Raw genomic sequence first — 21,617 nt, forward strand, 5'->3', positions numbered from 1 at the left:
TAAAGAAGGGCAAATGTCAAAGCTGAAAATGCCTACTATAAATAGTAATTTCTTCTTTTAATGTAACTAGCAGGAAATTTAATTCTTTAACAGAAACGAAGGTATATAGGGACAATTTACCCCATATACCTTTCGTCAAATTCCTATAATTATTCAAAGAATGCCCATTTGTATTGAACATCACCAAGACCAGATACGAAAACATCTTTCAATTTTTCATCTTGAACCCAGTTATTAGTGTAGAAGTAAATTGGTGCAACTGGCATTGCATCCATGAAGATTTTTTCTGCATCTTTTAATAACTGTTGACGTGCATCAGGATTTGTTTCAGTTTGTGATTGTGAAAGCAACTCTTGGAATTTTGGATCTTCCCATCCAGTGCTGTTGTTTCCACCATCAGCGTCACGGTACATTTCCAAGAAGTTCATAGCATCATTGAAATCACCTAACCAGCCTAAACGAGCTACTTGGTAATCCATGTTATCAACTTTATCAAGGTATACGTTCCACTCAGCATTATCAAGTGTTACTTCAATGCCAAGGTTTTGGCTCCACATATCTTGAATTGCTTGCGCAATTTTTTGATGTGCTTCTGATGTGTTATAAGAAAGAACGATCGCCGGAAGATCAGAAGGATCTTTTAAATTAAGTTCTTCTAAGCCTTTGTTCAAGAATTCTTTCGCTGCATCAATATCGTTATCAGGGAAATGTCCTTTTTCGTTTTCAGGGAACATTGTTGGCGGCACGATACCCATTGCTGGTAATTGCTCACCTTGTAATACATTTGCAATTAACTCTTCACGGTTAATAGCATGAGCTAATGCTTTACGGATATTAACATTGTTTAACGGTTCAACAGTTGTGTTGAATTTGTAGTTATAAATACCAGCAATAGCTTGTGTCACAAGCGTACCATTGTCTTTAAGCGCTTGCATTGCATCTGTTGGAAGTGCACCTGTTGGCGCTCCAGCCCAATCAAGTTCGCCGTTGTCAAACATAGATAGTTCTGTGTTTGGATCATTGATCATAACCATTTCGATTGTGTCTAATTTTACAGCCTCTTTATCCCAATAAGTTGAGCTTTTCTCAAGGACAATCTTGTCACTGTGAGACCATTCAGTCATATGGAAAGGTCCATTAGTTGTGTAGTCATCACCAGCATCTGTTGCCCATTTTGCATTTTCTTCAGCAATTTTGCTGTTGAATGGAAGGTATGTGTAGAATGCTGTTAATTCTAAGAAATATGGAGTAGGGTTAACTAATTTAACCTCTAAAGTTTTATCGTCAATTGCTTTTACACCGATATCATCAGGGCTGCCGCCTTCTAAATTTGCTGCTTCAGCACCTTCAATGTAATAAAGCTGGTAAGCATAAGTAGATTGGTTTTCTGGGTCAAGTGCCCATTTCCATGCTTTTTCAAAATCTTGAGCAGTTACAGGATCTTCATTTGACCATTTTGCATCACGAATTTTGAATGTGTATGTTTTTTGGTCTTCAGAAATATCCCAATCCTCTGCCATTGCTTTTTCAGGCTGATTGTCAGGACCAATACGAGTCAATCCTTCCATAGTGTTTCGAAGAACAGTTCCAGAAGTTGAATCTTGAGCCAATCCTGGGTGTAAGGAAGGTGGTTCAGTATTGATATTTACTTTTAAATCTTGAGGTACATCTTTGCCATCGCCTTTGTCGCCGCCGTCTGCATTATCGCCGCCGCCGCCGCAAGCTGCTAAAAACAAACTAAGAACAAGCAACATACTGAAAAAGATAGAAAATCTTTTTTTCACGGTGAAACCCCCTATTATTTTTCCAAACGCATCTTTTACAAAACTACAAGTGTACATATAGAGTAGATTACTCAAATAATCTGTAAACTCCATACAAAAAAAGGAAGTCGATTATTTTAGGGCACTACCAAAAAAGCAAGTTTATATTACACACAAAGATTGATATCTCCCTATATTCTGATAATTCTAGTTGTAATATAATGGATAAGCAATCTCATGTAGTCTTATAAACTTACCGGCTGACTATATTACGGTCGCTGCAAAAGATTTTGATATCTTGAGAGATTGTAACGATATTGTAAAGAGTCGTTTGGTAGGTTTTATTATAATTAGTTTAAAAATTTATTGCAAGTCCGTTTTAAATAATCCAAATTATCTATATTTTTGTAATTCACAGATTAATGGTCTATTACCATTGGTAGAAAAGCATTTCATATGCAAATTATGTCGAATAATTTTGGTATATAACAGCTGGTTATTTTCATTCTGTTATAGCATTCACTTGATTTTACAAAGTGAATATTATATTATTATTAAAAATATAATACAAAATTTGCTGTGAAAAAAGAAGAGTACATTTATAATGGTTTGAAGAGAGCTTGTGGTTGGTGTAAACAAGCATCCTAATAGATGGAATGGACTTTTGAGCTTTCAAAAATAAGCAACTTATTTTTACGCATAGCTGCGTTATCAGTTAATCTTGTAGATCATGCAAGATGGAGAGTGACTCATTTATTGAGTAATTAGGGTGGCAACGCGGACCATTCGTCCCTAGGTTATAGGAGACGAATGGTCTTTTTTGTGTTCAAGTTACCTTTTAATTCTTTCAGCCGCTATTTTTTCACGCAATTTGTAGGAGGTCAAAAACATGAAGAAGACAATTTTTTCTGGAATTCAACCGAGCGGTACGATAACAATCGGAAACTATATCGGTGCACTAAAGCAATTTGTCGAATTACAAAATGAATATCGATGCTATTTTTGTATAGTGGATCAACATGCAATTACTGTCCCTCAGGATAGATTACTGCTTCGCAAGAATATCCGCAGCCTTGCAGCTTTATATATTGCAGTTGGTATTGATCCAAACAAAGCGACATTATTTGTTCAATCAGAAGTTCCGGCACACGCCCAAGCTGCATGGATGCTTCAATGTGTTGCATATATCGGCGAACTAGAAAGAATGACACAGTTTAAAGATAAATCAGCTGGTAAAGACGCCGTAACGGCAGGATTATTAACCTACCCTCCTTTAATGGCTGGAGATATACTATTATACAATACTGATTTAGTTCCAGTGGGAGAGGATCAAAAGCAGCACTTAGAATTAACTCGTGACCTAGCTGAGAGGTTTAATAAAAAATACAATGATATCTTTACGGTTCCCGAAGTGAGAATTCCAGAAGTCGGTGCACGAATTATGTCCCTTCAGGAACCAACTAAAAAAATGAGTAAATCCGACCCGAATCAAAAGGCTTTTATTTCTGTTCTTGATGAACCAAAACAAATTGAAAAGAAAATAAAAAGTGCGGTTACTGATTCTGATGGCATCGTCAAGTTTGATAAAGAAAACAAGCCTGGCGTATCAAACCTGTTAACAATCTATTCTATTTTCTCTGGTATTCCTATTTCTGAAATCGAACAAAAGTATGAAGGAAAAGGATACGGTGATTTCAAAGGTGACCTAGCAAATGTGGTTATTGGGGCATTAAAACCAATACAAGATAAGTATCATGAACTTTTGGAATCAACTGAGCTGGATGATATTTTAGATCAAGGCGCAGAAAAGGCTAATTTCGTTGCTGGAAAAATGGTTAAGAAAATGGAAAATGCAATGGGGCTGGGCAGAAAGAGAAAATAATCCTTACCAAAGTGGAATATTTATTTAGACTTTAGCCTCTAAACACCAGAAAGCTGACAACAAATTCTGTTGTCAGCTTTCTTAATGTCATTCATGAAGGAATAGGTGTAATCTCTATTTAACTTAACCCCTATTCATCCAAGAAGCAGTTGAACCTAGTTGTTTCATATGTATAAGTTAATTCACCTTTGGTCCATGCTCCATTTCCCATAATTTCTCAAAGAATGGTTGTCCTTTAATTAAGTTCTCACAGAACCTTTCATGCTTGCTTGTCCATCCTAGTTTACTTTCATCAAACAATTGCGCCCATGCATCTTCAAAGTTCAATTGCTGGATTTCAGCATATTGTGCTGGATTCCACTCTGTAAACCAATAGCGTATTTCTGCGTCATTTTTGGATGAATGTAATTGATCGAGCGCCATAAACATCAATTGCTTAAGCTGTCTTTCTTTTCTTGTCAGCCCATTCATTAAATCTGGCGATGGTGATAAAATATGGAAGCCTTTTAAAGACGAATGGTCATTGAAAGAATACTGTATTGCATCCTGATTGTCTATCATTTCATAAGCTAACTGCTCCTGTCTTGGAATGAGCCGACTCTTCCTAATTGGAATATTATAGCCAATTGTATCAATCGCTAAAATACCTGATCCATCTGTTACAACAAAACAATACTCCATTTGGACCCGTTCATGATTTTTTCTTAAGTACGCTTTTTGAAACACATCATCAAGTAGTTGTTGTGGCAGCTCTGAAAGATCATTTTCAATGTAGTTAAATAACACTGGCTCAATTTTCAATAATGGCACTTGGTCAAGAAGTTCGACTCCATCATCCTTACGCCATTCATGGAAGTGGCACACATTGTACCCATTCTCTTCTCCCTCAAACCAATTGACCCACACATCATGAAGATATAACATTTTTTTACCCCCGCTTCACAATACTATTTGTCAATCAGTATAGGCAGTTATCAGTATATTTATTCCTTCATTACATACCAAATCCAGATTTTAAGCCTCAAATTCTTTTATAGGAAAGTATATACTTAACCATATAATGATGATTCCAATAGGTAAAAAATAAAATTCAACTCTTCCCAACATATAGATGAAATACTCATGAACTTTTAACCCAGCAGCAAATAAATTCAAATGAATCATTGCACTGATTCCACCTGAAACAGATAAACCAAAGCCTAACAATAAAAAAAAGATTCTAAACATCGATCTTTTCTTCCTTCCAGTTTCTACACTTGTCCCATTATTTATAAACATATGATTCATACCTCGTAAATATACTGACTGAAAATTGGTAAAATAATGGAAAGCTATTCATTTTTTATTCATTTACTATTCTTACTCTATAATTTTTTCCAAAGATAAAAAGCGCTCGTTTTCATAAACAAGCGCTCATTTATTTGTTCATTATTCGATTGATTTTGGATCAAGTGCATCCCTAAGACCATCACCAACAAAGTTGAAGCTTAACACTGTCAGTAAGATGAGCAATCCTGGAAAAATCGGATACCATGGTGCTGTTAGCATGACCGTATAGTTTTGTGCATCCTGCAGCATATTGCCCCAGCTTGCAAATGGCGGTTGGATACCTAGGCCAAGATAGCTCAGCCCCGCCTCTGCTAAAATGACCGATCCTACTAAAAGAGTCGCAGCAACAATAATTGGACCCATTGCATTCGGCAGGATATGACCAAATATAATCCTATGTGATTTTGTACCAATGGTTTTGGAAGCGAGAACAAACTCACGTGATCGAAGGGATAAGAACTCTCCGCGTACGAGACGCGCTGTGCTTGTCCAGCTTGTAAGTGCAAACACGATAATCAAATTACTGATACTTGGTTTAAAGATCGTAACGATAGTAATCAATAAGAAAATACTTGGTATGGAGATGACGATGTCTACTAGACGCATTAAAATTGCATCGATAATCCCGCCAAAATAACCAGCTAGAGCCCCGATTGATACCCCAATGATTAAAGCTCCGATGACAGAACCAAATGCTACCATAAGGGAAATCTGACCACCATATAAAAGACGGGTAAATATATCTCTGCCATATCGATCTGTACCTAGCCAATAGTCAGCACTTGGCGGATGTAATTTATGCATGAGATTTACTTGATCAAACGAGTAAGGTGAAATAAATGACGCTAAGGTAGAAGCAACAATAACAAGAATTAAGAAAACTGCTCCGACTACAGCTAGTTTATTCTTCATGAATTTTCTTAAAAATATTTTTGACAGTGTTTCAGGCTTTGCCTTTAAATTGGGGTTCAGCTCTAATTCACTTTGAGAGATTTCTGGATTCGTTTGTGACACTGTAACCCCTCCTTTAGTACTCAATACGCGGATCAAAGATCGCGTACAAGATATCAGCTAACAGATTTCCAATAACTACAAATACAGCAGATACTACGGTTAATGCCATAATAACAGGATAATCACGCTGAAATGCTGAATCGATAAATAGTTGACCAATCCCCGGCCATGCAAATACCTTCTCAGTAATAGCAGCTCCTCCAATAAACGAAGGAAGCATTAATCCAAAAATTGTGATAATCGGAATTAGACCATTTCTTAAGCCATGCTTTAACACAACCCGCTTTTCTTTAAAACCTTTTGATTTAGCAGTACGGATATAATCCTGATGAAGCACCTCTAGCATTGAAGACCTTGTATATCTCGTTAGCGCCGCCATGTCAGCTGTTGCTAATACAATTGCTGGTAAAATGAGATGGTGAAGCCTGTCCCATATACTAAAGTCTGCATTCAATGTGGCAACACCTCCGGTAGGGAACCATCCAAGTTTTACCGATAAAAACATAATTAAAAGTAATCCAAACCAGAAGTTTGGTGTTGCGACCCCTAGGAATGAGGTAATCGTTATGGCATTATCTGCTTTCGTATAGGGTCGCATCGCCGAATATATTCCAAACGGTATAGCTATGACGGCAGCCAAAATTGTAGATGCAATCATTAAAATCAGGGTATTCGGCAGTCTATTCATGATTAATTCACTGACCGGTGTACCTCGTTTAATTAAGGAATCCCCAAAATCTCCTTTGACCATATTCCCAAGCCATTTTATATATTGGATATGGACTGGATCATTTAATCCGTACTTTTCCTCAAATTTTTCTCGATCTGAAGGCTTCATCGTCGGATCCATCATCATTGAAGTTGGTCCGCCAGGTGCAGCTTGAACAATAGCAAAGGATAAAATGGTGATTCCAAATAACAACGGAATCGCCATTAAGGTTCGACGGATAATGTATGAAATCATTGCCTTGTCTCCCTTTCGGTCATTTTCATTTTATTCTAAATACAGGCTATAATGATTAACCAGTAGAATTTTCATTTTTTAGAAAAACATTTCTTAATTCATTCAATGTAGTAAATTTGATAGAAAAAAAAGAAAGGGAAGGGTGAGTTCCCTTTCTTTTTTCTAAAATTAGTCTTGCTTAATCCACCATTTGTTTGGATTGTAATAAGAGTTTTTAGCATGGAATTCATATCCTTGTAAGCCCGCTGGTACTGCTCGGAACTCTTCAGGATAGTATAAGAAAGAATATGCTTGATCTTCAGCTAAACCTACTTGAACTTTTCCAATCATTTCTTTACGCTTTTCTTTATCTAGCTCTTGTAAAGATTCATCCATCAATTTATCTAATTCTGGATTAGAATAACCTGTGAAGTTTAGACCTTCTTCTATTTCTTTCGTATGGAAAATACCGCTTGGGTCTGGATCAGTACCTAAGCTCCATCCTAAAACGATTCCTTCAAAGTTCCAAACCCCTGGATCAATATCTGCGATCAATGAGCTGAACTCAACAATTTGCGGCTTGACTTCAATACCTACTTCTTTTAACTGCTGCTGAAGGATAACTGTAATATCTTCACGAACTTTATTACCTTGGTTTGTTTTTAATTCAAAGGAGAATCTTTCTCCATCTTTTTCAAGAATTCCATCAGAACCTGGAGTCCATCCAGCAGCTGTAAGCATTTCTTTCGCTTTTTCTACATCGTAATCAAATGTAGGAACATCTTTATTGTAAGCCCAGCTTAATGGACTTTCAGGAACGTGAGCAACTTCGCCTAGACCTGCCATAACATTCGTAACAATTGATTCACGATCGATCGCATGTGTAATGGCTTGACGTACATTTACATCTTTAAACATATCCATACGTTGGTTAAATCCTAAGAATGTGTAGGAAAGGGCTAATCCAGACTCTAACCGTAGTCCAACTGAATCCGCAAATCCTTCTACTGCTGGTACATCAGGTTGTGCAATGCCAGAATAGAAATCAATATCTCCTGCTTGTAATTGCGCAAGCATTGCATTGGCATCAGGAACAATTTTGAAAGTAACTGTATCTAAGTATGGTCCTTCATCCCAATAATCCGTATTAGCAACTAATTTTACATATTCTCCATCTTTCCATTCTTCAAATTTAAATGGACCTGAACCGATTGGATTCTTTGTATTAAATTCATGCTCACCTAAATCGGCAATTGGCACTTCTCCTAAAATATGTTCAGGAAGAATACTAAATCCTAAACCAACAACAGGAAACTGTGCATCCACTTTACTCATATTAAATTTAACTGTATAATCATCTACTTTTTCAACAGATTTAACAGCCTCAAAATATGATTTACGAGGACCATCATATTCATCGCTTAAAGGAATATTGTATGTGAAAACAACATCATCAGCCGTTAATGGCTCACCATCATGGAATTTAGCTTTATCTGTGATTTTAACTGTATAAGTAAGACCATCTTCAGCTGCAACCACTTCTTCAGCTAACCCGTTGTCAACTGAAGGGTTAAATTCTAAGTCTGAACCTACTAATGTTTCAAACATGAAACCTTCTACATCACTACTTGTTGCATCACTTGAATATAAACCGTTAAATGATGTCGGGTTGCCTGTTGTACCGATTACCATATCTCCACCTTGAGCTGGTTCATCTGACCCTGCGGCTTCTTCCTTCTCCGGATCTTTCTTCTCTGTAGATGTTGTGCCACCTCCAGAACATGCCGCTAAAAACATCGCTAAGATTAACATTACACTTAGCAGCCAAGCTTGCTTCTTCATCATATTTCCCCCTTAGTATTATTCGTTTTATCCTTCTTTAGCGAGTAGAGTGGAGTAAGTAGGTCTTGCACCGCCCCCCTTCAAGTATATAAACTTTCTTTATTTTAATTTTCAAAAAATATTAAAATGACTCATATCTTAATAGAGGTGACAGGCGACAAAGTGCTCTTTCTTCACTTCCTTATATTCAGGAACTTTTTCTGAACAAATAGCCGTTGCAGCCGGGCAGCGAGTATGGAAAACACAGCCTTGCGGCGGGTTTGAAGGACTCGGAAGATCACCCTTTAAGATAATCCGTTCTCTTCTCTCCACACCTTTTCTCTTTGGTACGGGAACAGCTGAAAGGAGTGCCTGCGTATATGGATGAAGCGGCTCGTCATACAAATCTTTCTTAATGGCGAACTCCATCATTTTCCCTAAATACATCACTCCCACTCTATCGCTAATATGACGAACGACACTTAAGTCATGTGAGATGAAAACATAAGTTAATCCTAAGTCATCCTGCAGGTCTTCCATCAGATTGATAATTTGTGCTTGGATTGATACATCCAATGCTGAAACTGGCTCATCCGCGATGATTAAATCTGGATTCACTGCCAGGGCTCTAGCAATCCCAATCCGCTGCCTTTGACCCCCGGAAAATTCATGTGGGTAACGATTGACAAACATTGGATTAAAGCCGACCTTTTCAAGCAGCTCGTCGATTTTCTCTCCCCGTTCTTTCCCTTTATACATTTGATGGGTAATCATTGGCTCTGACAATATGTATTTTAAAGTTTTCCTTGGGTTTAACGATGCAAAAGGGTCTTGAAAAATCATTTGAATATCTTTTCTTATGGATCTTCTTAGCTCAGATTCTCCCATATTCGAGATATTTCGGCCTTTGAAAAGAATATTACCAGCAGTAGGTTCATAGAGCCTAATTAAGGTCCTGCCTGCAGTTGACTTTCCGCATCCTGATTCTCCAACAATCCCGATGGTTTCGCCTCTCTTCACTTTAAAGCTAACACCATCTACAGCTTTAACTGATCCGACATTACGTTGTAAAATCCCTGCTTTAATCGGGAAATGTTTCTTTAAATCAACCACCTCTAATAAATATTCAGAATCTGTATTTGATGGGTGATTTCCCTTTTTAGCTATAGTTGTTGCACTCATACTGTTGCCTCCTTGTCACTATGTAAAAAGCAGCGGACCTTTCTTCTTCCAGCTACCTCTACTAATTTAGGAGCTTCTGCTCTGCATCGATCAAATGCATGAGGGCAGCGGGGAGCAAAACGGCAGCCTATTGGAAAATGCTCTGGTGGTGGAACGGTTCCCTCTATGGATTGCAGCCTGTCTGTTTCACCTTCCAAAGAAGGGATAGACCCCATTAATCCTATCGTATACGGATGAAGGGGTTCATCAAATAAATCATCCACCAATGCTTCTTCTACCACTTGTCCACAATACATAACAACCACTTTATCAGCTACCTCTGATACAACACCGAGATCATGAGTGATAATCAAAATGGATGTATCATATTTGACACTTAATTCTTTCATTAAATCTAAAATTTGTGCTTGGATTGTTACATCTAGCGCAGTTGTTGGTTCATCAGCAATTAGTAACTTAGGATTGCAGCTCATTGCAATCGCAATCATTACCCTTTGCCGCATTCCACCCGATAATCGATGGGGATATTCATTAATTAATGCTTTCGCACGAGAAAAACCTACCATTTCAAGCATTTCAACTGCTTTATTAATCGAAGCAGCTCGACTCAATTTTTGATGATACATTAAAACTTCAATAATTTGTTCACCAACTGTTAATACCGGGTTTAAGGAAGTCATTGGTTCCTGAAAAATCATCGAGATATCATTACCCCGTATTTTACACATATCATCTTCTGTCAAATTTACTAGGTCATTGCCATTGAAAAGTATTGCCCCGTCTACAATTTTCCCCGGGGGACTTGGGATTAATCGCATGATAGAAAGAGAAGTAATGCTTTTTCCTGACCCTGACTCACCTACCAATGCCACTGTTTCGCCTTTATTGATAGTCAAATCAACCCCATCAACCGCAGGTATATCAATTTTATCTCGCTTAAAATGAGTCTTTAAGTTTCTTAATTCTAATAATGCAGTCATGACACCCTCCGCCCATCTGATTAAAAGATTAAAAGAATTAATATATTAACATATTATTCAAAATATTATCAATTAACCGCTTTAGCTGAATTTTCATAATTAATTAACTGTATATTATTACAAACTGATTACGAATACAAGAAGTTTTTTAAAAATTCTTCTTTTTGATACTATTTAAAATAGTATTTTATCAATAGGAAACATGGTAGACGTTAGTAATTATTATGATATATATGTAAAAAATAAGGCAAAAATATCAATATTTTAGCCTTATTTGAATTTTTTATAAATTATTTTTTAAATTTTGGAAGAAACTTTTCTGCCTCTAATATAAAACTATTTTTTATTGTTAGAACTTCCCTTTCCCTAAATATTGATATAATTTCGTAACCTACAGAATAGCCAAGCATTCGAGGATACCTTTTACCTCCGAATAAAACTTGGTCATGAACTCTTTTATTCTTTTTCACATCTAAATGGTCTTTCACATAACGATTCCAATATTCCTCAATTTCATCACGGGTGAATTTGGTACACCACTTCGATCGATATTGTTTCCCACAGTTCATTTCAACTGCATATTCAGCCAGCCCTTCTAACACGATGCTATCGAGCAAGTTAAATTGATTTATGGTCTTTTGTTGTTTATTTATTCTGCACACATGATGATATTCATGGACAAATAAAGCCTCGAGCTCCTTTTCATCTTGTAATACTGGAAGAAATAGAAAGATCTTATCACTGAATGAAAGACCAGACTTCATCCCGCCGTGCCAATCAGAAAAAATCCCACCAGCAGCGATAGGAAAGATATAGATGGGAACATCTGGTCCTTGCCATTTTTTCTTGTATTTCTTATGAAGACGTTCGACTGTCTCCCAACTATCTTTTTCAACTAATTGGTCAAAAATTTTTTTGCTCCTTCTATTCGGACTGTACATGCCAAACGTTTCTAAAAATGCATAAAGTTTGTGCGAATCATCTTCATTGAAATCTGTCAACAAAGGCTTTATCAACTCTTCAGGCTTGTCAAACGATTCTTTAAGCCACTGATCTGTACGAATAACACCCATCTCTAAACCTCCAAAATAAAAAAATAGTAATATATTTTATGGGTTTAGAACTGAATGGTTCGAAGAAAAGAGGATGAATACCCCCTAAAAAGGCAATTAAACAGCTCGGGGGCGCCTTGCTCACCCTCCGGCATAGTATAAGTCGAGCCTCACTTAAAAGTGTTCTTTACCTTTCTGGGAGGATTGGCTTAAACCATCGAGGGCGGGAAGGACGCTTGCGCTAGACATTTTCCTAACTATAAAATTTATCCTTTCATATCTTTACAAAAGGCAGTTTTCGTATAATTTGTTGCTTTTCGCAGGTATTCGATGATTTCCTCCCCAGGTGCTCGCTTTCCGCGGGGCGGAGGGTAGCCTCCTCATCGCTATGCTCATGCGGGGTCTCACCTGTCCTGCTGCTCCCGCAAAAGTCTCGCACTTTCCTCTCCAATCAACTTTTTTATCAATTGTTTGTCATATCAAAACTTATTAAAAAATTTGAAAAGAGCAATACAAAAAAAACTGGCACCTTATCGGCACCAGTCTAACCATTTATTATTGATATTTCTTAAAAACAAGCGTTGCGTTATGTCCGCCAAACCCAAGCGAGTTACTCATGACGGCATTGATTTCTTTTTCTCTCGCCTTATTTGGCACATAATCCAAGTCACATTCCGGATCTGGTGTTTCATAGTTAATGGTTGGTGGTAAAATACTTTCCTTCATCGCAAGAATTGAAAAGATCGCTTCAATTCCACCAGCTGCACCCAGTAAATGACCGGTCATCGATTTCGTTGAGCTCATGGCCAGATTGTATGCATGCTCGCCAAATACCTCTTTTACCGCTAACGTTTCAAATTTATCATTATAATCAGTACTTGTTCCATGCGCATTAATATAATCAATATTCTCCGGGCTTAATCCACCATCGTCAAGCGCCATCTTCATAGCACGTGCACCGCCTTCACCGCCTGGAGCCGGAGCAGTAATATGATAGGCATCTCCTGTTGAGCCATAGCCAACGATTTCAGCATAAATAGTAGCTTCACGTGCTAACGCATGTTCAAGTTCTTCAAGAACGACAAGTCCAGCACCCTCACCGATAACAAAGCCATCTCGATTCTTATCAAAAGGTCTGCTTGCAGTTTGTGGATCAGGATTAGTAGATAACGCAGTATTAGCGCAGAAACCAGCCACAGACATTCTTGTAATTGGGGCTTCTGCTCCCCCTGTGATCATCGCATCAGCATCTCCCCGCTGAATGACTTTAAATGCATCACCTATTGAGTTCGTGCCGGTTGCACATGCAGTTACTGTACATGAATTAAACCCTTTCGCTCCTAAGGTAATGGATACCTGACCTGCTGCCATATCAGGAATCATCATTGGAACGAAGAAAGGGCTCACCCTTCTGTATCCACGATTTAAGAACGTTTCGAATTGATTCTCAAATGTTTCCATTCCGCCGATTCCCGATCCAACCCATACTCCAATACGGTGCGCATTCTCATCATTAATGTCGAGCTTAGCATCTTCAACGGCCATTAATGCTGCAGCAACTGCAAACTGTGTAAATCGATCCATCTTTCTTGCATCTTTTTTCTCTAAGTATTCTTCAACGTTAAAATCAGTTACTTCAGCAGCTACCTTTGCTGGGTAATCATCCGCATTGACTCTCGTTAGCGGCCCAACTCCTGATACACCCGCTTTGATTTTAGCCCAGGACATAGCCACATCTTTTCCGAGCGGTGTAACTGCTCCAATTCCCGTAACGACAACTCTCTTCTTTTGCATCATATTTGACACTCCTTTATGATTCGTTCAGTTTTATTGTTGTATACATTATCTTCCCCAACGAAGGGCAACAGCACCCCATGTAAGACCTCCGCCAAAGCCGACCATCACGATAAGATCATCGTCCTTGATCTTTCCCGCTTCCAATTCCTCAACCATTGCGATTGGAATGGAAGATGCGGAGGTATTTCCATATTTCCGGATCGTTTTAGACATTTTTTCATCAGGAAGTTCCAGTCTTTGTCTGGATGCTTCCATAATACGAATATTAGCTTGATGGGGAATGAGATAATCAACATCTTCCTTGGACAACCCTGCTTTATTCAGAACATTGATACAACTTTCTCCCATTTGGCGTACAGCAAATTTATATACTTCACGACCATTCATTATGATATATTGATCTTGGTAAAGATGTTTTGCCCCAGTTCCATCAGCACCAAGTTCAAAGGAGAGAATCCCTCTTCCTTCTGAAACAGGCCCCATCACGACGGCTCCTGCCCCATCACCAAATAACACAGCCGTATTTCGATCATTCCAATCCGTAACTTTAGACAGTTTTTCTACACCTACTACTAATACATATTTATAAGTGTTAGTATCGATAAACTGTTTCGCTGTTATCATACCATACATAAAGCCGGCACAAGCAGCACTTACATCCATCGCTGCAGCCTTCTTTGCTCCAAGTCTCTCTTGCAACACGCACGCCACACTTGGAAACGGTTGATCTGGTGTTACCGTAGCAACTAATATTAAGTCAATATCTTCTGCCTTTATATCAGCATTTTCCATCGCCTTAACTGCTGCCTCATAGGCCATATGAGAAGTATCTGTTTCGTCATCTGCAATTCTTCTTTCCTCAATTCCCGTTCTTGTTCTGATCCATTCATCAGATGTATCCATCATTTTTTCAAGATCCGCATTTGTAACAATTCTATCAGGCAGGCTTCTTCCTATTCCAATAATCCCTGTATTCATTTCTCCACTCCCTTTTTTTGAAATGCGGAGGTGGCTTGCTTGGTTCCGGTATGAGGTTAGTACTTTACTTCATTCCGTTTGACTAAAGAACTTGAAGAACAAGCCACCGTAACTGAACGATCTTCTTTGCCCAGTTTCTTCTCCACTTTTCGATCCAGATGACTTATTTATATATTTTAATATCAATTATTATGACTTGGTACTAATTTTAGCAAATAAAATGATTTAATGCCAACATTTTTCATGTTAAATTTATGCATTCGTCCATTCACATACGCGATTTACCCATATATTATTATGAGGTTTTCTTAAAGGGGAGGGCTGGAACTAGTGAAAGAAAAAAATCGGAGTGATTCTTTTAGTCAATTTATGTTTGGGCAACAAGAAGGAACACATAAATCTGAGGATTGGATAGTGGGTGGAAATGCAAAAAAAGAGGAAGTTAAAGGAAATAAAATAGAACAGTTTGTAAATAACCTAGATACCCTGGATATGGATGAACTAATGGACAATGTGACAAATTTGATGGCTTCTGCAGAACAGTTAAAACCATTATTTAAACAGGCAGGACCTTTTATTCAAAGCTTCTTTAAAAAATAATGAAAGGAAAAGCTAACGGAAACCGTTAGCTTCATCTTTTTTAGACAAGAAAATAACCAGCCTCAAGAATTCAGGGCTGGCATTTACTTTACTCTTTCTCTTTTAAAGCGTCTGCTTTACCCATTTCATATGCTTCAGTCATCACTTTCGTGAACAAAGTCATGAATGGTTGGATCATTTCAAGTGATAATTCAACACCTGCTTTTTCCAGCTCTTCCTTCGCTTCAGGCATGTACTTCATCGCTATTTGCATAAACTCCATTGTCTTATCATTTTGCATTCTATCTTATCCTCCTACTAGATCAAAAAATATCATTGATTGGGAAGCTTGCCTGTTGCCTTATAATCTTCGACGGCTGCATTTAAGCTTTCAGTAAATTTCTCATCCATCTCCGGACTGAATGATCCGAGTGATATTACATCATCTTGAAAATCGAATGATAAATTGCCTGAATCTAAATCACCATCATTAAATTTATCCGCAACAAGCTCATACAGTACATCAACATGCTGAATCGTACTTGTTAGGACAGCTGATTTGCTTAAGTCTGATTGGTCGGAAACATAGCCAATGGCATAAATGCCTTCTTCCTTAACCTTTTCAATAACAGGCACGTTGTAGCCGTCACCTGCCGGATAGACAACATCTGCATTCATATCAAGTAAAGAATCCATTAATTCTGTTGCTCTGACTGCATCATCCCAATGTCCGACATATTGTATTTTAACATCGGCATCTTTATTTTGAAAGTTAACCCCTTCATAAAACCCTTCTATTTCCGGTTGCCATTCAAATGCTGCAATCAGTCCAACTGTGTTGGTTTCTGTCATATGTCCAGCAACCATTCCCCCAAAGAACCCCATTGCATATCCTTCAAAATTCAAGCTTGTTGTATTACTATTTTTTGCATCTCCATTAAAACTAATAAAATGTATATCTGGATATTGAGGAGACAGCACATTAAAGTAGTCCGCATATTCATTCCCATGACCGAAGATTAAATTAACCCCCTTTTGCGCAAACTCCTTTATTGCTCTTTCAACAACTAGCTCAGAATCCATTCCCTCTTTGTAATATACTTCAATATCATAATTGGATTGAATCTTTAACATTCCTTTATAGCCTTTTGTACCCCAAACCTGATCATTCACTGTATCAGGAACCAATAATCCTGCTTTCTTGAGTTCACCCGTAGACATAGGTTGTCCACAAGAGGCTAATAAAAGAAGGCATAAAAGAAGATATCCAAATTTTATTATGCTTGTTTGCATCTCCTTCTCCGCCCCTTTAGTGATAGCAGCATTTGCTCTCATATCTCGTACCATATCATCATTCTAACCTTTACTGATAGTCATTGAAAAGCTTTTTCGTTTTAAAGCACTTATCTGTTCAATAAAAACGATAAATGTTTCTTTTGATTTTCTAATCCCACTTCTACACCAAATTGATCTTGTACATCCCTTTCTGCTATTTCCCGCTCCTCTTGACCGGTTTTTTCTAAGTTATTTTTAAAAATATCCTTATTTAGCTCAAGGTATTCTGCACATAGTTCCCAATGATTTTCTACTGTACTTTTCAAGAGCCATTCACCTGCTTGATCTGTTTGAACGGAGCTATGCATCGCTTTAACAACATCCTCAACATACATTGCATCTGCACACCATTCTTGTTCTTTTATCGTCAACCGTTCGTTTTTTTGTAATTGATTTAAAAAAACTTGTTGAAATAAGAGTGAATCCGGCTGATAAGGTCCGTAAACAGTTGGTAAGTAGTAGGAATAACCTTTCTCCATTTCTTTTTCTATCGGCTTAATCATCTGCTTATACTTATGGTCTTCCTCTAACCATTGTGCAGGCAAAATGAAAATAGACTTCAATTCTTCCTGATTATCCTCTAATTGCTGAAATCGTTCTATTCCCTTTTCAATTGCCTCTGCATTTTGCAGAAATAACCCATATAAATCAGCAATGATTAACGTCTCTTTTTCCAATTGAATAATAGCTTCCTTTTCATAAAAGTTCGCATTTCTGCCAATTTCTAATCGTTTATCCTCATGGAATGGATCTTCCAGCGTGGTTATACCAATAATTTGATAACCTTGATCAAGTAAGTATTTGCAAAAATGAAAGCCAACGAAACTAAATGATCCAATAATGACTGCCCTGTCCATAATATGCCTCCTAAAAAAGCATGGTTATTGTATACTATGCAAGAGAGAAGTATATTATTTCATTCCTGCAAATAGAGGGGAAAGCACAAAAAAGAAGGTTTTTATCTCTAGTAGGCTGAGTTTCCTGAGAAGCTAAAAAAAGAACAGCCGCAGCTGTCCATTTAGATGTTTACAATTCTTGTTCATTATTTTTTATAAAATGAATTATTTGCTTTGCCAGATTCCGTTTTTTCTCGGGCAGCATGTAGCTGATGGAAATCGGCATCTCTTCATCTTGCCATTTAACAGACATCTCTTTTAACATTTTCGATTGTTTATACGCACGGCCACTTGAAAGAATATGGATAATTTTCACTGGCATATTAACCTCTGTCATGACTTCTTCCTGCTGAAAGATAGCTTCATTCAACACATGGCTCCGATTAGCTTGATAAGAGCTTTCCAGTTCCTTCATTAGCTTCTTATAGAAAAATTTATGTTCCTTTTCCTGATCGAGATGACTTTGTAACGAAAGAATTGGATTGATCAATGTAGAGGACCTAATTAAATGACCCATATCGTCCATAAGCTTCTGCGCAACAAGTGCCCCCATCCCTTCGGCTACTATATGAATTTTCTCATTAATAATTTCATTACGAACCACATGAGTATATAAGCTTCTTGCCATCTCCACCGCCTGCCTGCTTCCCCAATTCTTTCCATACAAATTGGAATAAAACACAGTATATCCAGATTGCTTCAATTGTGCTAACAGTGCTGCTTTCCCTTCATTTTGTGTCCAAAAACTGCTTTTCTCATCAACAAAATGGCGATCATCCCCAATAATAAGAATACCGAAACCACTAGGTTTATCGGGATAATGGATCATATTCCATTCTGTATCCATCTGAAAGTTTCGGCTTTCCATCTAAAAAACCCCTTTACTCTTGTTCCTACTAATGTATGATTGTACATATAATTTGCATAGGGATTAGCCCATTGAAATAAAAAAGCACGGTTATTTTATTCAAACGCGTTTATTATTTAGACCTGATATGATAATATGGAATAGACTGAAATACGTATGAGGTGAAATCGATGAAATACTTTTGGACATTTTTTTGGACGTTTCTTCTAGTTCATATGATGACTTACGTTGTCAGCTCCATGATTGGTGTTAAGTATGAATTCCAAACAGCTACTATCCTTTCAGTTGGAATGACAATCTTATTATTCATCATTCCAATGATCCTTCCAGAAGGACCAGCTGAAAAAGAAAGTATCCATTAAACAGTATCAAAAAGTCATCCTAGCTGGATGACTTTTTTACACTTTGAAAAGGATTGCTTTGCTACAGCCACAACCAGAGAAGATACAAATCGTTCCTCTTCTCCTTTTCGTCTTTTAAAAGCTCGCCAACTGACAGGTTTTTTTTATTAATTACGAATCTCTAATGCAATATTTCCTCCGCCAACTGAAATCAGCACTTCACTTTTTTCACGAATATTACCTGCAATTATGTCTCTCGCTAATTTTGTTTCTACATGTTTTTGAATAAAGCGTTTTAAAGGTCTTGCACCGTACACTGGATCAAAGCCGTTTTCTGCAATATATTCTTTTGCTTCATCATTTATGTTAAGAGCTATCTGTTGATCGGCTAATCTTTTTTGCAATTCTTTAATCAATTTTTCAACAATTCCTTTGATTTCTGTTATTGTTAAAGGTTTAAAGAGAATCGTTTCGTCCACCCGATTTAAGAATTCAGGACGAAAATGAGCACGTAATTGATTCATCACTTTGTTCCTAGTTTCTTCTATTATATAGTCTTCCTCTTTCACTTCAGCGCGTTCAAGTAAAAAATGAGAGCCAATATTGGATGTCATAATAATGACTGTATTCTTAAAGTCTACAGTCCTACCTTGGGAATCAGTGATCCTGCCGTCGTCTAACATCTGCAACAATATATTAAATACTTCAGGATGGGCCTTTTCTATTTCATCAAGTAATAAAACAGAGTATGGCTTTCTTCTCACGGCTTCAGTGAGTTGTCCGCCTTCTTCGTAGCCAACATACCCTGGAGGTGCACCTACTAATCTTGAAACAGCATGCTTCTCCATATACTCTGACATATCGATTCTGATGATGTGGTCCTCGCTATCAAAAAGTGATTGTGCCAAGGCTTTTGCTAGCTCTGTTTTACCTACGCCTGTCGGACCGAGAAATATAAAGGAACCAATCGGGCGGTTTGGATCCTTTATGCCCGCTCTTGCCCGAAGAACTGCATCTGAAACAAGCTTAACAGCTTCTTCCTGGCCAATTACTCTTTCTTGAAGGATGGCTTCCAGTCTTAGCAGCTTCTCCCTTTCTCCTTCTACAAGTTTCATAACTGGAATGCCTGTCCATCTCGCCACAATCCCGGCGATTTCTTCTTCTGTTACTTCTTCTCTTAAAAGACGATCTGTTTGATTTTCATTTACTTCCGTTTCCAGCTCCTTTAACTCTTTTTCCAACGCAGGAATCTTACCATGTCTAAGCTCAGCCGCCTTATTCAAATCATAATTATTCTCAGCCTCCTCCAGCTCTCTGCGCAAATGTTCGAGCCGTTCTCTTTTTTCTTGCACCCTTTGAATTCCTTCTTTTTCCATTAACCATTTGGCTTTCATTTCATGTGCTTTTTCTTTAATTACACGAAGCTCTTTTTGTAATGTCTTCAGCCTTTCCTTGCTTATTTCATCACTTTCTTTAATTAAAGCAGCTTCTTCAATTTCTAATTGCATCACTCTTCTTGTTACTTCATCCAGTTCACTTGGCATCGAATCAATTTCCGTCCGGATCATTGCACAAGCTTCATCAACTAAATCGATGGCTTTATCAGGAAGGAATCGATCAGTAATATAACGATCGGCTAAAGTAGCAGCAGCAACTAGGGCACGGTCATGAATATTTACACCATGATGAATTTCGAACCTTTCCTTTAGTCCGCGCAATATCGAAATTGAATCTTCTACATCGGGTTCCTGTACAATAACTTGTTGAAAACGCCTTTCTAATGCCGGATCCTTTTCGATATACTTGCGATGTTCATCCAAAGTAGTGGCGCCAATACAATGGAGATCACCTCGTGCAAGCATCGGCTTTAGCATATTACCTGCATCCATCGCACCTTCCGTCTTGCCTGCTCCAACAATCGTATGAATTTCGTCAATAAAGAGAAGTATGTTGCCTTCACTTTTCTTTATTTCATTCAGCACTGCTTTTAATCGTTCTTCAAATTCTCCTCTAAATTTCGCTCCAGCAATCAGCGAACTCATATCTAAAGAAAATATCGTTTTATCTTTCAAGCCTTCGGGCACATCTTTTCTTACAATCCGTTGCGCTAAGCCTTCCACAATCGCCGTTTTACCTACACCAGGTTCACCAATTAATACAGGATTATTTTTAGTCTTTCTAGATAGAATTCTAATTACATTCCGAATTTCCTGATCTCTGCCGATAACCGGATCGACCTTACCTGACTTGATTTCTTCTATTAGATCTCTGCCATATTTTTTTAAAGCATCATAAGTTGACTCTGGATTTTGCGATGTCACTCTTTGACTCCCCCTTACTTCGTTTATCATTTCTTCAATTTTCCGATGATTGATGTTAATTAATTGTTTAACTTGTGACTGACTTGATGATAGAGCAGCCAAAAGTAAATGTTCAACTGATAAAAAATCGTCCTGCCAATCATTCTGAATTTTTTCTGCTTCTGCCAGTATATTTTGTAATTGAGTCGTTACATAGAACTTCCCATCTTCCACTCCTGAGCCTGTCACCTGCGGCTTTTTATTCAAAAGCTTATGTAAATCCCTATCGAATTCCTCCAGGGATAGTCCTGATCTTTTTAAAATATTTCCAAGCAGACTATCCGGCTGATTAATCAATTCTAAAAATAAATGAACTTCATCCACTTCTTGATGCTGCTCTCGGGTTGCCCGACTTTTAGCGCCTATCAATCCGTCTTGCATCGCTTGTGTCATTTGATTAATATCCACGCGGCCTCCTCCTGACCATCTTTGACCTTTGTTTTTATTATAAGCCATTATTTCCAAATGTAAAGCCATCCGCTAGCAAGGGATGGCTT

General features: G+C 37.8%; 19 protein-coding genes and 1 other annotated feature. Of the genes, 3 read left to right on the forward strand and 16 right to left on the reverse strand.

Annotation, left to right across the window (positions count from 1 at the left end; translation table 11 throughout):
- Positions 1 to 149: 149 nt before the first annotated feature.
- Positions 150 to 1,784, reverse strand: a complete 1,635-nt coding sequence (locus tag J2S17_RS02890) for a peptide ABC transporter substrate-binding protein (protein WP_307471742.1) — start codon at positions 1,782 to 1,784, stop codon at positions 150 to 152.
- A gap of 549 nt (positions 1,785 to 2,333) precedes the next feature.
- Positions 2,334 to 2,560: a binding site (T-box leader), on the forward strand.
- A gap of 92 nt (positions 2,561 to 2,652) precedes the next feature.
- On the opposite strand from J2S17_RS02890, the gene trpS reads away from it, so the two are divergent.
- Positions 2,653 to 3,645 carry a tryptophan--tRNA ligase gene (trpS, locus tag J2S17_RS02895; RefSeq protein ID WP_307471744.1) on the forward strand — a complete coding sequence of 331 codons (993 nt, stop codon included), beginning with the start codon at positions 2,653 to 2,655 and terminating at the stop codon, positions 3,643 to 3,645.
- 177 nt (positions 3,646 to 3,822) lie between these two features.
- On the opposite strand, the gene J2S17_RS02900 is transcribed toward trpS, so the two are convergent.
- From J2S17_RS02900 to J2S17_RS02945, 10 genes are all read right to left on the reverse strand, one after another.
- The gene (locus J2S17_RS02900; protein ID WP_307471745.1) at positions 3,823 to 4,569 is read right to left on the reverse strand and encodes a YjbA family protein; all 747 of its coding nucleotides are present in this window, start codon (positions 4,567 to 4,569) and stop codon (positions 3,823 to 3,825) included.
- A 90-nt stretch (positions 4,570 to 4,659) separates the two neighbouring features.
- On the reverse strand, positions 4,660 to 4,872 hold the full coding sequence (locus J2S17_RS02905) for a YuzI family membrane protein (RefSeq protein ID WP_307471748.1): 213 nt from the start codon (positions 4,870 to 4,872) through the stop codon (positions 4,660 to 4,662).
- A 201-nt stretch (positions 4,873 to 5,073) separates the two neighbouring features.
- Positions 5,074 to 5,988 (reverse strand): oligopeptide ABC transporter permease, encoded by a 915-nt coding sequence (opp4C, locus tag J2S17_RS02910; RefSeq protein WP_307471750.1) that lies wholly within the window; start codon positions 5,986 to 5,988, stop codon positions 5,074 to 5,076.
- A gap of 13 nt (positions 5,989 to 6,001) precedes the next feature.
- Positions 6,002 to 6,952, reverse strand: a complete 951-nt coding sequence (locus J2S17_RS02915) for an ABC transporter permease (protein WP_307471752.1) — start codon at positions 6,950 to 6,952, stop codon at positions 6,002 to 6,004.
- Positions 6,953 to 7,120: 168 nt separating this feature from the next.
- The gene (locus J2S17_RS02920; protein WP_307471754.1) at positions 7,121 to 8,773 is read right to left on the reverse strand and encodes a peptide-binding protein; all 1,653 of its coding nucleotides are present in this window, start codon (positions 8,771 to 8,773) and stop codon (positions 7,121 to 7,123) included.
- A gap of 138 nt (positions 8,774 to 8,911) precedes the next feature.
- Entirely contained in the window at positions 8,912 to 9,934 is a 1,023-nt protein-coding gene (locus J2S17_RS02925) for an ABC transporter ATP-binding protein (RefSeq protein WP_307471756.1), read from the reverse strand.
- A complete protein-coding gene (locus tag J2S17_RS02930; RefSeq protein WP_307471757.1) occupies positions 9,931 to 10,914 on the reverse strand; it encodes an ABC transporter ATP-binding protein in 984 nt (327 codons plus the stop codon). The genes J2S17_RS02925 and J2S17_RS02930 overlap by 4 nt, the downstream gene beginning before the upstream one ends.
- Positions 10,915 to 11,204: 290 nt before the next feature.
- Complete coding sequence (locus J2S17_RS02935) at positions 11,205 to 11,987, reverse strand: DUF2268 domain-containing putative Zn-dependent protease (RefSeq protein ID WP_307471759.1); 783 nt, start codon at positions 11,985 to 11,987, stop codon at positions 11,205 to 11,207.
- A 534-nt stretch (positions 11,988 to 12,521) separates the two neighbouring features.
- Positions 12,522 to 13,760 carry a beta-ketoacyl-ACP synthase II gene (fabF, locus tag J2S17_RS02940; RefSeq protein ID WP_307471761.1) on the reverse strand — a complete coding sequence of 413 codons (1,239 nt, stop codon included), beginning with the start codon at positions 13,758 to 13,760 and terminating at the stop codon, positions 12,522 to 12,524.
- Between the two features lie 48 nt (positions 13,761 to 13,808).
- Entirely contained in the window at positions 13,809 to 14,741 is a 933-nt protein-coding gene (locus J2S17_RS02945; RefSeq protein ID WP_307471764.1) for a beta-ketoacyl-ACP synthase III, read from the reverse strand.
- Between the two features lie 330 nt (positions 14,742 to 15,071).
- On the opposite strand from J2S17_RS02945, the gene J2S17_RS02950 reads away from it, so the two are divergent.
- A complete protein-coding gene (locus J2S17_RS02950; RefSeq protein WP_307471766.1) occupies positions 15,072 to 15,341 on the forward strand; it encodes a hypothetical protein in 270 nt (89 codons plus the stop codon).
- 88 nt (positions 15,342 to 15,429) lie between these two features.
- Here J2S17_RS02950 and J2S17_RS02955 read toward each other — a convergent pair whose 3' ends face one another.
- From J2S17_RS02955 to J2S17_RS02970, 4 genes are all read right to left on the reverse strand, one after another.
- A complete protein-coding gene (locus tag J2S17_RS02955) occupies positions 15,430 to 15,621 on the reverse strand; it encodes a ComZ family protein (protein WP_307471767.1) in 192 nt (63 codons plus the stop codon).
- 32 nt (positions 15,622 to 15,653) lie between these two features.
- Positions 15,654 to 16,541 carry a BMP family ABC transporter substrate-binding protein gene (locus J2S17_RS02960; protein WP_370874937.1) on the reverse strand — a complete coding sequence of 296 codons (888 nt, stop codon included), beginning with the start codon at positions 16,539 to 16,541 and terminating at the stop codon, positions 15,654 to 15,656.
- A gap of 182 nt (positions 16,542 to 16,723) precedes the next feature.
- The gene (locus tag J2S17_RS02965) at positions 16,724 to 17,512 is read right to left on the reverse strand and encodes an NAD-dependent epimerase/dehydratase family protein (RefSeq protein ID WP_307471769.1); all 789 of its coding nucleotides are present in this window, start codon (positions 17,510 to 17,512) and stop codon (positions 16,724 to 16,726) included.
- A 169-nt stretch (positions 17,513 to 17,681) separates the two neighbouring features.
- Positions 17,682 to 18,419 carry a hydrolase gene (locus tag J2S17_RS02970; protein ID WP_307471770.1) on the reverse strand — a complete coding sequence of 246 codons (738 nt, stop codon included), beginning with the start codon at positions 18,417 to 18,419 and terminating at the stop codon, positions 17,682 to 17,684.
- 170 nt (positions 18,420 to 18,589) lie between these two features.
- Here J2S17_RS02970 and J2S17_RS02975 point away from each other — a divergent pair, with 170 nt between their 5' ends.
- Positions 18,590 to 18,781, forward strand: a complete 192-nt coding sequence (locus J2S17_RS02975; RefSeq protein WP_307471772.1) for a YjzD family protein — start codon at positions 18,590 to 18,592, stop codon at positions 18,779 to 18,781.
- A 146-nt stretch (positions 18,782 to 18,927) separates the two neighbouring features.
- Here the strand turns inward: J2S17_RS02975 and clpB are convergent, their stop codons facing one another.
- Positions 18,928 to 21,528, reverse strand: a complete 2,601-nt coding sequence (gene clpB / locus J2S17_RS02980) for an ATP-dependent chaperone ClpB (protein WP_307471774.1) — start codon at positions 21,526 to 21,528, stop codon at positions 18,928 to 18,930.
- Positions 21,529 to 21,617: the final 89 nt, after the last annotated feature.

Source organism: Cytobacillus purgationiresistens, assembly GCF_030813235.1.
GTDB classification, from domain to species: Bacteria; Bacillota; Bacilli; order Bacillales; family Cytobacillaceae; genus Cytobacillus; species Cytobacillus purgationiresistens.

What these genes read in the sequence shown, in the direction of transcription:
- trpS (WP_307471744.1), top strand. Translation starts at nt 2,653, where the DNA reads ATGAAGAAGACAATTTTTTCTGGAATTCAACCGAGCGGTACGATAACA.
- J2S17_RS02900 (WP_307471745.1), bottom strand. Translation starts at nt 4,569, where the DNA reads ATGTTATATCTTCATGATGTGTGGGTCAATTGGTTTGAGGGAGAAGAG.
- J2S17_RS02905 (WP_307471748.1), bottom strand. Translation starts at nt 4,872, where the DNA reads ATGTTTAGAATCTTTTTTTTATTGTTAGGCTTTGGTTTATCTGTTTCA.
- J2S17_RS02915 (WP_307471752.1), bottom strand. Translation starts at nt 6,952, where the DNA reads ATGATTTCATACATTATCCGTCGAACCTTAATGGCGATTCCGTTGTTA.
- J2S17_RS02920 (WP_307471754.1), bottom strand. Translation starts at nt 8,773, where the DNA reads ATGAAGAAGCAAGCTTGGCTGCTAAGTGTAATGTTAATCTTAGCGATG.
- J2S17_RS02925 (WP_307471756.1), bottom strand. Translation starts at nt 9,934, where the DNA reads ATGAGTGCAACAACTATAGCTAAAAAGGGAAATCACCCATCAAATACA.
- J2S17_RS02930 (WP_307471757.1), bottom strand. Translation starts at nt 10,914, where the DNA reads ATGACTGCATTATTAGAATTAAGAAACTTAAAGACTCATTTTAAGCGA.
- J2S17_RS02935 (WP_307471759.1), bottom strand. Translation starts at nt 11,987, where the DNA reads ATGGGTGTTATTCGTACAGATCAGTGGCTTAAAGAATCGTTTGACAAG.
- fabF (WP_307471761.1), bottom strand. Translation starts at nt 13,760, where the DNA reads ATGCAAAAGAAGAGAGTTGTCGTTACGGGAATTGGAGCAGTTACACCG.
- J2S17_RS02945 (WP_307471764.1), bottom strand. Translation starts at nt 14,741, where the DNA reads ATGAATACAGGGATTATTGGAATAGGAAGAAGCCTGCCTGATAGAATT.
- J2S17_RS02955 (WP_307471767.1), bottom strand. Translation starts at nt 15,621, where the DNA reads ATGCAAAATGATAAGACAATGGAGTTTATGCAAATAGCGATGAAGTAC.
- J2S17_RS02960 (WP_370874937.1), bottom strand. Translation starts at nt 16,541, where the DNA reads ATGTCTACGGGTGAACTCAAGAAAGCAGGATTATTGGTTCCTGATACA.
- J2S17_RS02965 (WP_307471769.1), bottom strand. Translation starts at nt 17,512, where the DNA reads ATGGACAGGGCAGTCATTATTGGATCATTTAGTTTCGTTGGCTTTCAT.
- J2S17_RS02970 (WP_307471770.1), bottom strand. Translation starts at nt 18,419, where the DNA reads ATGGAAAGCCGAAACTTTCAGATGGATACAGAATGGAATATGATCCAT.
- J2S17_RS02975 (WP_307471772.1), top strand. Translation starts at nt 18,590, where the DNA reads ATGAAATACTTTTGGACATTTTTTTGGACGTTTCTTCTAGTTCATATG.